General features: G+C 70.4%; 8 protein-coding genes. 5 read left to right on the top strand and 3 right to left on the bottom strand.

Annotated features, from left to right (window positions below; translation table 11 throughout):
- The first annotated feature begins 86 nt into the window (after nucleotides 1–86).
- Genes AB0I12_RS06535 through sulP form a run of 4 tightly spaced genes read left to right on the top strand, consistent with a single transcriptional unit; the run spans nucleotide 87 to nucleotide 7,144 of the window.
- Complete coding sequence (locus tag AB0I12_RS06535) at nucleotides 87–1,589, top strand: DUF2252 domain-containing protein (RefSeq protein WP_359925489.1); 1,503 nt, start codon at nucleotides 87–89, stop codon at nucleotides 1,587–1,589.
- 49 nt (nucleotides 1,590–1,638) lie between these two features.
- On the top strand, nucleotides 1,639–4,407 hold the full coding sequence (locus AB0I12_RS06530) for a cation-translocating P-type ATPase (RefSeq protein ID WP_359925487.1): 2,769 nt from the start codon (nucleotides 1,639–1,641) through the stop codon (nucleotides 4,405–4,407).
- 15 nt (nucleotides 4,408–4,422) lie between these two features.
- Entirely contained in the window at nucleotides 4,423–5,352 is a 930-nt protein-coding gene (locus AB0I12_RS06525) for a PPK2 family polyphosphate kinase (protein WP_359925484.1), read from the top strand.
- 19 nt (nucleotides 5,353–5,371) lie between these two features.
- Entirely contained in the window at nucleotides 5,372–7,144 is a 1,773-nt protein-coding gene (gene sulP, locus AB0I12_RS06520) for a sulfate permease (protein WP_359925481.1), read from the top strand.
- An 87-nt stretch (nucleotides 7,145–7,231) separates the two neighbouring features.
- Here sulP and AB0I12_RS06515 read toward each other — a convergent pair whose 3' ends face one another.
- Nucleotides 7,232–7,717: a hypothetical protein gene (locus tag AB0I12_RS06515; RefSeq protein WP_359925478.1), complete on the bottom strand. Its 486-nt coding sequence runs from the start codon at nucleotides 7,715–7,717 to the stop codon at nucleotides 7,232–7,234.
- A 207-nt stretch (nucleotides 7,718–7,924) separates the two neighbouring features.
- Between AB0I12_RS06515 and AB0I12_RS06510 the strand changes: the two genes are divergently transcribed.
- Nucleotides 7,925–9,223, top strand: coding sequence for a hypothetical protein (locus tag AB0I12_RS06510; protein WP_359925475.1), 1,299 nt, complete (start codon nucleotides 7,925–7,927; stop codon nucleotides 9,221–9,223).
- Here the strand turns inward: AB0I12_RS06510 and AB0I12_RS06505 are convergent, their stop codons facing one another.
- Entirely contained in the window at nucleotides 9,224–9,934 is a 711-nt protein-coding gene (locus AB0I12_RS06505) for a hypothetical protein (protein ID WP_359925474.1), read from the bottom strand.
- Nucleotides 9,935–10,214: 280 nt separating this feature from the next.
- Nucleotides 10,215–12,920, bottom strand: a complete 2,706-nt coding sequence (locus AB0I12_RS06500) for a LuxR C-terminal-related transcriptional regulator (protein WP_359925471.1) — start codon at nucleotides 12,918–12,920, stop codon at nucleotides 10,215–10,217.
- Nucleotides 12,921–13,085 lie beyond the last annotated feature (165 nt).

Below are 13,085 nucleotides of genomic sequence, written 5' to 3'. Positions count from 1 at the left end.
TCGTCGGCGCCGTACGCGGATCGCAGGGCCGCGTGTCCGGCTCGTCCGGCGAGCCGCACCGGCGACGAGGAGAGGGGCGGCCGGCCATGCCCACCAAGGTGCATCATCTGACATTGCAGGAGCGGCAGGCCCAGGGACTCGAGGCTCGCACGCAGGTCCCGCCGGACAGCCACGCCGGCTGGCGACCCGCCGCGGACCGGCCCGACCCGGTCTCGCTCATCGAGGAACAGAACCTCCGCCGGGACGCGGACCTGGTCCCGGTCCGGCACGGCCGGATGATGGCGTCGCCGTTCACGTTCTACCGCGGCGCCGCCAAGATCATGGCGGTCGACCTCGCCGCGACACCGACGTCCGGTCTCCAGGTCCAGTTGTGCGGTGACGCCCATCTGTCGAACTTCGGCGTCTTCGCCTCGCCCGAGCGGCACCTGGTGTTCGACATCAACGACTTCGACGAGACGCTGCCGGGGCCGTTCGAGTACGACGTCGAACGGCTGGCCGCGAGCTTCATGGTGGCGGCGCAGAACAACGGCTGCTCGACGCCGGACGCGCAGGCGATCACGAAAGGCTGTGTCACTTCCTACCGGGGGGCGATGGCCCAGTTCGCCGGGATGCGAACCCTCGACGTCTGGTACGCGCACCTGGCCGAGGACCAGATCAAGGAGTCGGTGGACGCCTTCTTCGCGGCCAGCGGCCGGGCCAAAGGGTCCGGCAAAGACGGCAAGAAGGGCAAGCAGAAGAAGACCGGCGAGGACGAGGGCATCACCGGGATGACGCAGAAGCAGGTGAAGGAGGCCCAGAAGCGCTTCCAGAAGAACGCGCTGAAGGCACATTCCCGCAACAGCGACCAGGCCCTGTCCAAGCTCAGCGAGGAGGTCGACGGCCACTACCGGATCGTCAGCGCCCCGCCGGTGATCGTCCCCGCCCGCGAGCTGCACGTGGTGTACGGCCGGGAACCCGCCGACTTCGAGGAGGTCGTGATCAATCTGTTCACCGGCTACCGCGCCAGCCTCCGCCCGGAGTTGCGGCGCCTTCTGGAGCGCTTCGAGGTCATCGACTGGGCCCGCAAGGTCGTCGGTGTCGGCAGCGTCGGAACCCGGGCGTTCATCGTTCTGCTGCAGGGCCGCGACCGCGACGATCCGCTGTTCCTGCAGGTCAAGGAGGCCACCCAGTCGGTGCTCGAAGGACCGTTGCCGAAGAGCGAATTCGCGCAGTCCGGCGAGCGGGTCGTGCACGGGCAACGCCTGATGCAGGCCAGCAGCGACATCTTCCTGGGTTGGTCCGAAGGAGTGGAGCCCGGCCGGTACTACTACTGGCGCCAGTTGCGCGACATGAAGGGCTCGGCGCTCGTGGAGATGCTGAAGCCCGCGGAACTCGCCTTCTACGGCCGCACGTGCGGATGGACGCTGGCCCGGGCCCACGCACGGTCCGGCGACCCGGTCGCGATCTCCGCCTACCTCGGCGAGGACGACACCTTCGACAACGCGATCACCGACTTCTCCGAACGTTACGCGACCCAGAACGACCAGGACTTCGCGGACTTCGCCAAGGCCATCAGCTCGAACCGGATCGACGCTCTGCAACAGGTTTGAGGCCGACCCGTCGATCCGAGGAGAGGACAGCACCGTGGGTGAGATCGGTATGGCAGTACCTTCAGCGACCGGGGGCGAGACGGCGCCGTACGCGCTGACGCCGGACGCGGTGGTCGCCGCGGCCGGATCCGACGCCGGGTCAGGGCTGTCCGCGGCCGAGGCGGCCCAACGGCTTTCGTCGTACGGCCCCAACGAGATCCCGGCCGAGAAGCCGCCCTCGGTCTGGGCCGTCGCGGGCCAGCAGTTGCGCGACCCGATGAACATCATGCTGATCGGAGTCGTGATCGTCAGCCTGCTGATCGGCGAGCTGTCGACCGGCATCATCGTCGCGCTGCTGATCTTGCTGAACGTCGGTCTCGGCACCCGCCAGGAGTTGACGGCGCGGGCGAGCGTGAACGCCCTCGCCACTTTGCAGGTCCCGCAGGCGCGAGTGGTCCGCGACGGCGAGCCGGCGATGATCGCCGCCACCGAGGTCGTTCCGGGCGACATCGTGCAGGTCGAGGCCGGTGACATCGTGCCCGCGGACGGACGCATCGTGCAGTCGGCGACGCTGGAGGCGCAGGAGGCTGCGCTGACCGGTGAGAGCGCGCCGATCGCCAAGGACGCCAACGCCCTGGACAGCTCCGACGTCGGCCTGGGCGACCAGACCGACATGCTGTTCCAGGGGACGTCGGTCACCCGGGGAACCGGCACGGTGGTGGTCACCGCCACCGGCCTGCAGACGCAGATGGGCCGGATCGCGACGATGCTCACGTCCGTCACGCGGACGCGGTCACCGCTGCAGCGGGAGCTGGACTCCCTGACGAAGGTGCTCGGAATCATCGCCTGGGGAGCGGTCGCGATCATCGTGGTGGTCGGCCTGATCCGCGGGATACCGGGCAAGGACCTGCTGCTGCTCGGGACCGCGATGGCGATCTCGGCGATCCCGACCGGCATGCCGGCGTTCGTCTCCGGCCTGCTCTCGCTCGGCGCCCGGCAGCTGGCCGACGCGAAAGCCGTGGTGAAGAACCTGACCGACGTCGAGACCCTCGGTGCGACGAACGCGATCAACACCGACAAGACCGGGACGCTGACGCTGAACCAGATGATGGTCTCGACGTTGTACGCCGGCGGTTCCTGGTTCACCGTCGACGGCCAGGGCTACCGGATGAGCGGCGCGATCCGGTCGGTGGCCGGCGTCCCTGTTCCCGACTTCACGCGGCTCGGTCTCGGGCTGGCCCTCGACAGCGACGCGGTCGTCGGCGACGACGGTTCGGTGATCGGCGACCCGACCGAGGCGGCGCTGGTCGTCCTGGCCGCCAAGCTCGGCGTCGACGCGGAGGAGACCCGGCGTCGGTACCCGCGGCTGGCCGAGGTCCCGTTCGACTCCGAGTACAAGTTCATGGCGACGTTCCACCGGGTGACCGTCGACGGCGCCGAGCACGTCATCGAGCTGGTCAAGGGCGCGCCGGACGTCGTCGTGGCCCGCTGCAGCCAGGTCGGCGGACCGCTCAGCGGCTCGCAGATCCCGATCGCCGACGGGCGGCCCGGCATCGACGAGGCCAACCTGCGGATGGGGCGGCAGGGCCTGCGGGTGCTCGCGTTCGCGGCCCGCCTGGTCGGCGACGACGAGCTGGCGACGATGACCGCGGATCCGATGGCGCTGACCACCGGGCTGTCGTTCGTCGGGATGGCCGGCATCATCGACCCGCTCCGGGTGGAGGCGAAGAGCGCGGTCCGTACGGCGCTCGCGGCCGGCATCGACGTCCGGATGATCACCGGCGACCACGCGGTCACCGCCCAGGCGATCGGCCAGCAGCTGGGTCTGGGGCCGGGCGCGATCAGCGGCCAGGAACTGGCGGCGCTGACCGACGAGCAGCTGAAGCAGCGAATGCCCGAGCTGCACGTGTTCGGTCGGGTCACCCCGCAGGACAAGCTGCGCCTGGCCCGGGCCATGCAGGAGCAGGGCATGATCGTCGCGATGACCGGTGACGCGGTCAACGACGCGGCCGCGCTCAAGCAGGCCGACATCGGGGTGGCGATGGGCAGCGGCAGCGAGGTCACCAAACAGGCCGCGCGGATGGTGCTCACCGACGACAACTTCGGGACGCTCGTGCACGCGGTCGAGATCGGCCGCCGCGTCTACGACAAGGTCGTGTCGTACGTCCGGTACCAGATGACGCAACTGCTGTCGCTCGTGCTGCTCTTCCTCGCCGCGACCGCGTTCGACATCAACGACGGTGTGGCGATGACGCCGTCGATGGTGCTGTTCCTGCTGTTCTTCGCCACCGCCGTCGGTGTCGTGGTGATCGCGATCGATCCCGGTGATCCCGAGGTCATGCACCGTCCGCCGCGCGACCCCGCCGTACCGATCACGAACCGGAACGCGGTGATCCGGTGGGTCGGCTACGCGTTCGTGCTCTTCCTGGCCGCCTTGGCGCCGCTGGTCGCGGGGCCGGACGATCCGAGTACGACGCAGGGCACGGTGTCGATGACGATGACCTTCGTGGTGATGGGCGTGGGGACCGCGTTCAACTCGGTGGTCAACCGGCGCGCCCCGGCCAGCGGTCTGACCCCGCCGATCGTGAAGGCGGCGGCGATCGCGGTGATCCCCATCGTGCTGCTGTTCCTGGCCAGCGAACTGCCGACGTTGCAGTCCGGTCTGCTGACCGTCGAGCTCAGCCCGCGCCAGTGGCTCACCTGTTTCGGCCTGGCCGCCCTGCTTCCGATCGCCGTCGAAGCGGACAAGTTGATCACCCGGCGCAGGCGACGGACTCCGGTGCGGCTCCGCCCGGAGGACGCCGTCGCGCCGGCTCGCGTCCGGCAGCCGGCCGGCTGAGGGTAGGGGGAGACCATGACATCTCGCGAGCAGCGGATCGCCGACTTCATCGCACCGTTCCGCGTCGAACCGGGCCAGAAGGTGCGGCTGGGCAGGGATTTCGCGCCGGACTTCAAGGGCACGATCGGCTCGAAGAAGCGCGGCCGCAAACTGCTGGTCCAGGGCACCGACCTGCTGTCGGAGTACCAGTCCCGGCTGTACGCCGACAACACCCACGGTGTGCTGGTGGTCCTGCAGGCGCTCGACGCCGCCGGGAAGGACGGCACGATCCGGCACGTCATGACCGGGGTCAACCCCCAGGGGGTGGCGGTGCACAGCTTCAAGGTGCCCTCGAGCGACGAGCTGGACCACGACTACCTGTGGCGCTACGGGGTGCGCCTGCCGGCCCGCGGGCAGATCGGGATCTTCAACCGGTCGCACTACGAGGAGGTGCTCGTCGTCCGCGTGCACCAGGAGCTCCTCGACCGGCAGAAGCTCCCGCGCGGCACCCGGAAAGGGGTGTGGAAGCGCCGCTACCACGAGATCAACGAGTGGGAGCGGATGCTCAGCGCCAATGGCATCAAGATCGTGAAGCTCTTCCTGAACCTGTCCCACGAGGAGCAGCGGATCCGCTTCCTGCGCCGGATCGACCTGCGCGACCACAACTGGAAGTTCTCCGCGGCCGACGTCCGCGAGCGCGAGTACTGGGACTCCTACCAGCGCGCGTTCTCGCGGATGCTGTCCAATACGAGCACCGAGTGGGCGCCCTGGTACGTGATCCCCGCCGACCGCAAGTGGTACGCGCGGATCGCCGCGGCCGCCGTGATCGCCAACACGCTGATCGAGATCGATCCCCGCTATCCGAAGGTCGGCAAGGACGCCCGGGAGGCGCTGGAGGAGATCAAGGCCGCCCTGGAGAAGCAGGCACCCGAGGGCGCGGCGCCCGATCCGTTTGCGGGCGAGTAGGGCGAGTAGGGCGACGACCATGGCCGAAGGCACCGCTCGACCCGATGCGAAACCGGCCCGGTGGCGCGAGTACGTGCCCGGCCTGGACGTGGCCGCGTCGTACCGGCGCGCCTGGCTTCCGAAGGATGTCGTCGCCGGCCTCGTCCTGTCGGCCCTCCTGGTGCCGCAGGGGATGGCGTACGCCGAGCTGGCCGGGCTGCCGCCGGTGACCGGTCTCTACACCTCGATCCTGTGCCTGCTCGGGTACGCGGTGTTCGGGCCCTCCAGGGTGCTGGTGCTCGGCCCGGACTCGTCCCTCGGACCGATGATCGCGGCGACGCTCGCGCCGCTGCTGCTGGCCGGCGGGGACCCGGGTCGTGCGGTCGCCCTCGCCTCCATGCTGGCCGTGATGGTCGGCGTGGTGATGACAGTGGCCGGCGTGGCCCGGCTCGGGTTCGTGGCGGACCTGCTGTCCAAGCCGACCCAGATCGGTTACCTGAACGGGCTCGCCCTGACCATCATTGTCGGCCAGCTCGACAAGCTCTTCGGCTTCTCGGTCGACGCCGACGGGCTGATCGCCGAGACGCGCGACTTCTTCTCGGGGCTCGCGAACGGCGAGGCCAACGCGACGGCCGCGGTCCTCGGGATCGGCTCGCTGATCGGCATCCTGCTCCTGAACCGGCTGCTGCCCAAGGTGCCGAGCGTCCTGGTCGTCGTGGTCCTGGCCGCCCTCGTGGTGAACGCGTTCGATCTGCAGGACCACGACGTCGACACGATCGGCGTGCTGCCGCAAGGATTCCCGCCCTTCACGATCCCCTCGGTCGGGTGGGACGATCTGCCGCCGCTGCTCGCCGGGGCGCTCGCGATCGCCGTCGTCGCGCTGGCCGACACGATGTCCACGGCCTCGGCGTTCGCCGCGCGCAAGGGCGATCGCGTGCGCGGCAACCAGGAGATGGTCGGTATCGGCGTCGCGAACATCGCGGCCGGCTTCTTCCAGGGCTTCCCGGTGAGTACCAGCGGGTCCCGCACCGCCGTCGCCGAGCAGGCCGGCTCCCGGTCCCAGGTGACCGGCATCGTCGGCGCCGCGGTGATCACCGTGGTCGTGGTCTTCGCGACCTCCTTGATGCAGTACGTCCCGCAGCCGACGCTCGGCGCGATCGTCATCGCGGCCGCGCTGTCGCTGGCCGACATCCGCGGTACGCGCCGCCTGTGGCACCAGCGCCGTACCGAGTTCCTGCTGTCCGTCGTCGCGCTGCTCGGTGTGGCCCTGCTGGGAGTCCTGCCCGGCATCGGGATCGCCGTGGCCCTGTCGATCCTGAACGTCTTCCGCCGCGCCTGGTGGCCGCACCAGGCCGAGCTCGGCCGGGTGGGCGGGATCGCCGGTCTGCACGACACCGTCAGCTACCCGAACGCCCAGCTGCTGCCCGGCCTGGTCGTGCACCGTTTCGACGCGCCGCTGATCTTCGCGAACGCGCGGATGTTCAGTGACACGGTGCGGGAGATCGCCGGCGAACGGCCCGGCCTGCGCTGGATCGTCATCGCCGCCGAGCCGATCACCGACGTCGACACGACGGCCTCCGACATGCTGCAGGAGCTCGACGCCTGGCTGAACGCCCGCGGGGTGTCCCTGGTCTTCGCGGAGATGAAGGACCCGGTGCGCGCGAAGATCGAGCGGTACGAGCTCACCCGGACGATCGATCCGGCGCACTTCCTGCCGACCCTCGACGACGCCGTCGCGGAGTACGTCCGGCAGACCGGCGCGCAGTGGCGGGACCCGCAGCCGGACGCCGACGACGAGAGCTCCCGGCGGTGAGTCCCGGACAGGGATCGAGCACGTCCGCGGACGGACGTGCTCGATGGCCGGCAGGACGAGCGACCGGGTGAGTCTGCCTGCCGACGCTCACCTCATCGGCGGTACGCGCTGTTCGGCCGCTGATTGCGGAACCTCGCCCTCCTGACCGTTCCAGGTGGCCTCCGCGCGCCGTTCGATCCGCTCGCGCGCCCCGCTCCACCCGGCGGTGAGCGCGTACAGCACGGCGGTGTCCAGCGCGATCATCAGCAATGACCACACCGGGTAGGCGCCGATCGACACGATCTGCAGGACCACGTGCAGTCCTACCACGATGATGGCCGTGATCCTGGCCCACGTCTGCGCCGCCAGCAGGCCGCATCCGACGGCCAGCAGAACCAGCCCGGAGATCAGCAGGAACCATCCCCAGCCGGTCACGTCCACGACGATGAGCTTGTCCGGCGCGATGACCAGACGCTCGTCCTTGATCAGCGCGACGAATCCTTCGAACACGTTGACCAGCCCTATGACCACGAGCATCACACCCGCGAAGACAACCAAACCGGCCATGGCCCCCGGAGCCCGTTTCGCAGCCATCCGACATCCCCTCTCGTGCGACGGGAGCCGCCGGAACCGGTGGCTCCTCATCTGGATGCTGTCCCGGTCACCGCACCGGCACCTCACCCCACGCGGATGAGGCCCTGCCGGCGCGGGCAGCGAGCTGCTTCATCCACGCAGGGTGAGGTTCGGGCTGTCCGCTGCGGAGACGATCGATCCCTCAGACGACCGTCGAGGAGGCGCAGCATGTCCGATCCAGGCCCGACGGTGCCAGATCCCGAGCCCACTGCGTCCGCCGCGCCCGCCGCGGAGCGGCCGTCGCGGGGCCGATCGGCCGCGGTGGTGATCTGCCTGCTGCTGGCGGCGTTGCTGACGGCGCCGGCGGGCATCGCCTATTGGGGGCACCGGACCCTCAACGACACCACACGCTACGTGAACACGGTGGGGCCGCTGGTGGACTCGCCCGAGGTCCAGAACGCCATCGCGACGAAGGTGACCGACACGATCCAGCAACAGGTCGACATCGAGGCGCTGCTCAACGACGTGTTCTCCGGGGTGATCACCGACCGGCCGCGGCTGCAGCGACTCGTCGGTCCGCTGGCCGCCGCGATCAACAGCCTGATCGACCGCCAGGTCCGGGAGTTCCTCGCCTCGGACGAGTTCGCCGACCTCTGGACCGCGGTCAACACCAGAGCCCAGCAATCCCTGCAACGGCTGCTGAACGGTGATCAATCCGGTGCCGTTCAGCTCCAGGGCGATCAGGTCGTGCTCGACGTCTCCGAGGTCATCGAGCGTGTCAAGCAACGCCTCGTCGACCGCGGCCTCACGATCGTGCAGAACATCCCGATCCCCAATGTCGACAAGCAGATCGTCCTGCTGGAAGCGCCGCAGCTGAAGCAGATCAAGAACATCTACGCGTTCGCGAACCCGGTGGCGCAGTGGCTGATCGTGGTGGTGGCAGGCCTCTATCTGGCCGCGCTGGTGCTCTCCCGGCGGCGTCCGCGGACCACGGTGATCATCGGCGCGGTGCTGGCGGCGAACGCGCTGCTGGTGGCGCTGGCCATCGCCGTCGGACGCCAGCTGTTCAGCGACGCTCTCGCCGGAACGGTGTTCGCCCCGGCGAGCAGGGTCTTCTACAACACCCTGCTCGTCTACCTGGACCGAGGTCGGCAGGTCATGCTCTGGCTGGGCCTGATCCTGATCGTCGTCGGCTGGTTCGCCGGTGCCAACAGATACGGATCCGCGGTCCGCGGCACGATCCGGGGCGGGCTGGAGAACATCGGTGGTTCGCTCGCCGACGGACCGGTCGGCAACGCCGGCCGATGGGTCGCGCCGAACGCCGGATGGTTGCGTGTGGTGGCCGGCCTGGTGGGCGCCGTCGTACTGCTCTGGGGCAACAACATGTCGGTGTCCCGGCTGTTCTGGTCGCTCGTGCTCGTCGTCGGGCTGCTGGCCGTCGTACAGGTCCTGGTCGGTGCGGGCAGGTCAGCGTCCCAGGCCCCGCCGATGGTTCCGGGACAAGCCGTCCCGGGCGCCGCGAAGTAGTCAGCTTGCCCGGCGCCGGTGGTCGGCGACGTACGGCAGGGGGTTGCCGGACGCTCGCGCGCCGGCGGCGAGCCAGGCTGCGACTCCGTCCGGGGAGCGCCGGTCGAGTTCGTCGAGATAGCGCTGCCGCTGTTCGACGACGGCCAGACGCTCCGCCGCCGTGACGGCCGCCTCCAGCCGGCGGAAGCTTCGCCGCCAGGCGAGACACACCGCCTCGTCGTCGAGGGACTCGAGCTCCACGACCGGCTCGGCCGCGGGACCGCCGATGAGCGACGTCGCGGGGATGCGAGCTGCGGGCGACCCCGGCGGGGTGCCCGGAAGGCCGCCCTTGGCTTCCCGTCGCGCCCTGAGGAACGAGGTGACAGGAGGCGACGTCGCGACCAGCGCCAGCACCAGCAGGACGCCGGCGAGCTTGAGGACGATGATCAGCCCCACCGCGGCCGGGGCTGCCAGCCCGCCGCTGAAAGCGGCCCGGAAGATCCGGGGCACCGCACGCCGTCCCTCCTCTGCCCACAGGGACGCTGCGATGACGCCGGTCACCAGCACGAGCAGAACCACGCAGAGTACGACGGTGGTCACGTCCCAGCTGACGAGCGCACATCCGAGGCCGGCCGCCGTGGCGAGATGGGCCGACCATGACCAGATCGTGCTGCCGGTGGAACTGCCGCCCTGGTTCCTGCCGGCGCCGTGGGACGGCGTCGGCCGGCTCATGTTCCCAGCCCTTCGCCAGGTCGCCGATCGGCTCGGTCAATGACTCGGTGGATGACCACGGCACCCTCCACATCACCAGGGACGCGGCAGCCTGCGGCTGCCGGCTCTTGGCGCCACCCACCCCTCAGAGAATGACACCAAGAGCGACGGCGGTGGCCGGGTGCGGATCGATCCCACCGGCCGATCGCACAGTCCACCTGTGTGCCGACGGTAGGCGCGGCCGACCCTGGCAGGCTTCACCCTCGGCGGACGATCTCGGCCCGCCCCGGACCGGTCGGCGTCAGCGGCCGGGTCGCTTGCTCAGCAGACCGAGCTCGCGGGCGCGCCGTACGGCGTCCCGGCGTCTGGTGACGCCCAGTTTCTGGAAGATCCGCTTGAGGTGTGCTTTCACCGTGTTCACCGACACGAACAGCTCCACCGCGATCTCCGCGTTGGTCATCATCGTCGGCAGGTAGTTCAGGACGGTCAGCTCACGGTCCGTCAACGGCTCGGTCGTCGGGGCGCTCAGCGCGCCCAGCGGCTTGACCAGGCCCAGACCCGCGATCAGCTCGTCCAGGAAGGCGGCGGCCTCGGGATCCCATCGCGCGGTCAGGGGCAGCAGCCGCGACAGCCGATCCGTCGGCCCGAACAGGAACGGCCGGCGGACGCCCTCGCGCCGTGCAGCGTCCACCGCCCGGCCGAGGGCGCCGAGGGCGCGGTCGGTCGCACCCTGCCGGTCGGCCAACAGCGCCGTGAGCAGCCAGACCTCCACCGCGGCGGTGGGATCGTTCGTGCTGACCCGCAGCGGCGAGAGGATCGCCTCGGCGCGGTGCGTGTCACCGCCGGCGAGGAACGCTTCCGCCAGGCAGGTCTGCTCCCGATCGAAGGGCGGCTGATAGCCCGTCGGTGCATCGAACCTGGCGATCGCCGCCGCCGGGTCGTCCGCCGCAAGGTCGAGCTCGGCCTCGGTGACGGCATACCAGCGCTGCAGCAGGACCGGTGGCCGCCACCGCTCGATCTCGCCGCGCACGCGCGCCAGCTGCTCGCGCGCCGCCTCGACGCGGCCGAGGGACGCGTACAGACGTGCCTGCGCCAGACCGGCCGCGCACCTGGCCGTCAGTTCCGGACGCGCGGCCTCGGCGCCGCGGGCCAGCTGGCTCTGCGCCTCGTCGAGGTCGTTCCACCGAAGGTGGATGATCGACAGCGCCAGGTACGCCGTTGCGGCCTGCGGGAGCGGCTCCCAGCCGCGGGCGTCGACGAGTTCGACGGCCTGGGTGGCGTACCCGAAACCCCGTTGCAGCCGGCCGGAGACGGCGGCGGCGAGTCCCAGATGGGCCAGGACGTTGATCCGGGAGGCGTCCAGCCGATGGGCGGTGGTGAGTCGGAGCCCTTCCTGCAGACGCGCCTCGGCCTCGTCGAAGGTGTCGCACCACAGCAGGCCGGTGCCCAGATTGCTCAGGGCGATCGCGCGGTACTGATCGGCCGCCGGAAGCGACGCACCCGGTCCGGACGTCTCGCCGACCGCCGCCGCGGAGTCCGCGACCAGGGCGTCGATGTCGCCGCGGGAGCGGGTGACGGCGGCCGAGAACACATGGATCGCGATCGAGGTGCCGATCCGCGCCTCCGGACTCGTCCGGTCCAGCTGTGCCCGGGCCCGGTCGAGGTGCGGACGCATCTCCTGTACCCGGCCGGCGTGCATACACAGGGCCGCCGCGGCCACGGCCAGTGTCGGGGCCTCGGTGAGCCGGCCGGCCGGAATGCGGGCCAGCTGCGCCGCGACCGCCGAGCGTTCGGACGAAACCATCAGCGGGGCGGCCCTGGTGACGAACAGCCGGCCGAGCAGCGCCCAGTCGGCCGCGTCCGCGCTGTGCCGCAACGCCTCGATCGGCTGACCGTTCGCCGCGAACCAGAGGGCGGCCCGCCGTTCCAGGTCGGGCACGATCTCCGGTTCGACGAGCATCAACTGGTGACGCAGCATCTCCCGGAGCATCGGGTGGTACCGGTACCAGTGCCGGTCCGGGCTCAGCCCGACCACGAACGCGTTCGACCTCTCGAGCAGCTCCAGGAAGCGCTGCCCGCGGGAATCGTCGGTCAGCGCCTGGGCGAGCCCGCCGGTCAGCCGTTCGGTCACGGAGGTCCGCAGCAGGAACTGCTGGAGCTCGGGTGGCTGGTTGGTGAGCACCTCCTCGACGAGGTAGTCGCTCACTGCCTGGTCGTTGCCGGCGAAGTCCGCCGCGGTCCGGTCCGGACCTCCGCGTTTGAGGAAGTAGGCCGCCAGCTGGAGCCCGGCCGGCCAGCCTTCGGTCCGGTCGACGAGCAACCGTGCCTCGTCCGGCTCGATCGGGACGCCGTCGGCGGCGAACAGCGCCAGCGCCTCGGGGACGTCGAAGGCGAGGTCATGGGAGCGGATCTCGGCCAGCTCGCCCCTGAGTTCGAGGCGGCGCAGTGGAAGTGCGGGAACCGCCCTCGACAGCAGCACCAGTCGCAACTGCTCGGGCGGGTGCCGCAGCAGCTCGGCGATCCCGGTGAGCACCGCCGGTTCGCGCACGATCTGGAAGTCGTCGAGGACGACGACGACCGGATCCGGCAGCCCGGTCAGCCCGGCGACGAGCCGGCGATGGTTGCCGTCCCTGCCGCCGAGGCCCGGTGCGAGACCCGCCAGCGGGTTGCCGTGGGGGATCTCGGTGGCGCTGCGGATCGCGGCCACGAACGAGGTCCAGAAGGAGCGCGGATGGTTGTCGCTCTCGTCGAGCGAGAGCCACGCCACCGAACCCGGGCCCGGGGGCGCCGCGGCCCACGACGCCGTCGCCAGCGTCTTTCCCCAGCCGGCGCCCGCGCTCACCACCGTCAGCGCGCGCCGCGTGCCCTCGTCGAGCATGCCCGCGATCCGCGGCCGGTCGACGTACGTCGACGGCACGCGCGGCCGCGCCAGCTTGGTAGTGAGCAGGTGGATGTCCGACGCCGCGGAGGCATCGAAAAGGAACTGTTCGGCGTCAGCAGGTGACATTGCCCCGACCCTGTCGACCGCACGCAGTCCGTACCGAAGGCCCCTCCATCTGGACGACGGACAAACGCACGGGTACCGAGCGCTGGCCCTGAGTAGCCCCGGATCACATCGCCCCCGCGACGAGGCACTCGGTCTGAATCGCGCCCCCACGACCAGCCCTGTCTC

The organism is Kribbella sp. NPDC050459 (assembly GCF_040655315.1).
GTDB lineage: Bacteria > Actinomycetota > Actinomycetes > Propionibacteriales > Kribbellaceae > Kribbella.
The sequence above is the reverse complement of the archived record's forward strand: the minus strand, read 5'-3'. Positions and strand labels throughout refer to the sequence as shown.

Excerpts from the sequence above, each read along its gene's own strand:
- AB0I12_RS06535 (WP_359925489.1), top strand. The coding sequence starts at position 87 with ATGCCCACCAAGGTGCATCATCTGACATTGCAGGAGCGGCAGGCCCAG.
- AB0I12_RS06530 (WP_359925487.1), top strand. The coding sequence starts at position 1,639 with ATGGCAGTACCTTCAGCGACCGGGGGCGAGACGGCGCCGTACGCGCTG.
- AB0I12_RS06525 (WP_359925484.1), top strand. The coding sequence starts at position 4,423 with ATGACATCTCGCGAGCAGCGGATCGCCGACTTCATCGCACCGTTCCGC.
- sulP (WP_359925481.1), top strand. The coding sequence starts at position 5,372 with ATGGCCGAAGGCACCGCTCGACCCGATGCGAAACCGGCCCGGTGGCGC.
- AB0I12_RS06515 (WP_359925478.1), bottom strand. The coding sequence starts at position 7,717 with ATGGCTGCGAAACGGGCTCCGGGGGCCATGGCCGGTTTGGTTGTCTTC.
- AB0I12_RS06510 (WP_359925475.1), top strand. The coding sequence starts at position 7,925 with ATGTCCGATCCAGGCCCGACGGTGCCAGATCCCGAGCCCACTGCGTCC.
- AB0I12_RS06505 (WP_359925474.1), bottom strand. The coding sequence starts at position 9,934 with ATGAGCCGGCCGACGCCGTCCCACGGCGCCGGCAGGAACCAGGGCGGC.
- AB0I12_RS06500 (WP_359925471.1), bottom strand. The coding sequence starts at position 12,920 with ATGTCACCTGCTGACGCCGAACAGTTCCTTTTCGATGCCTCCGCGGCG.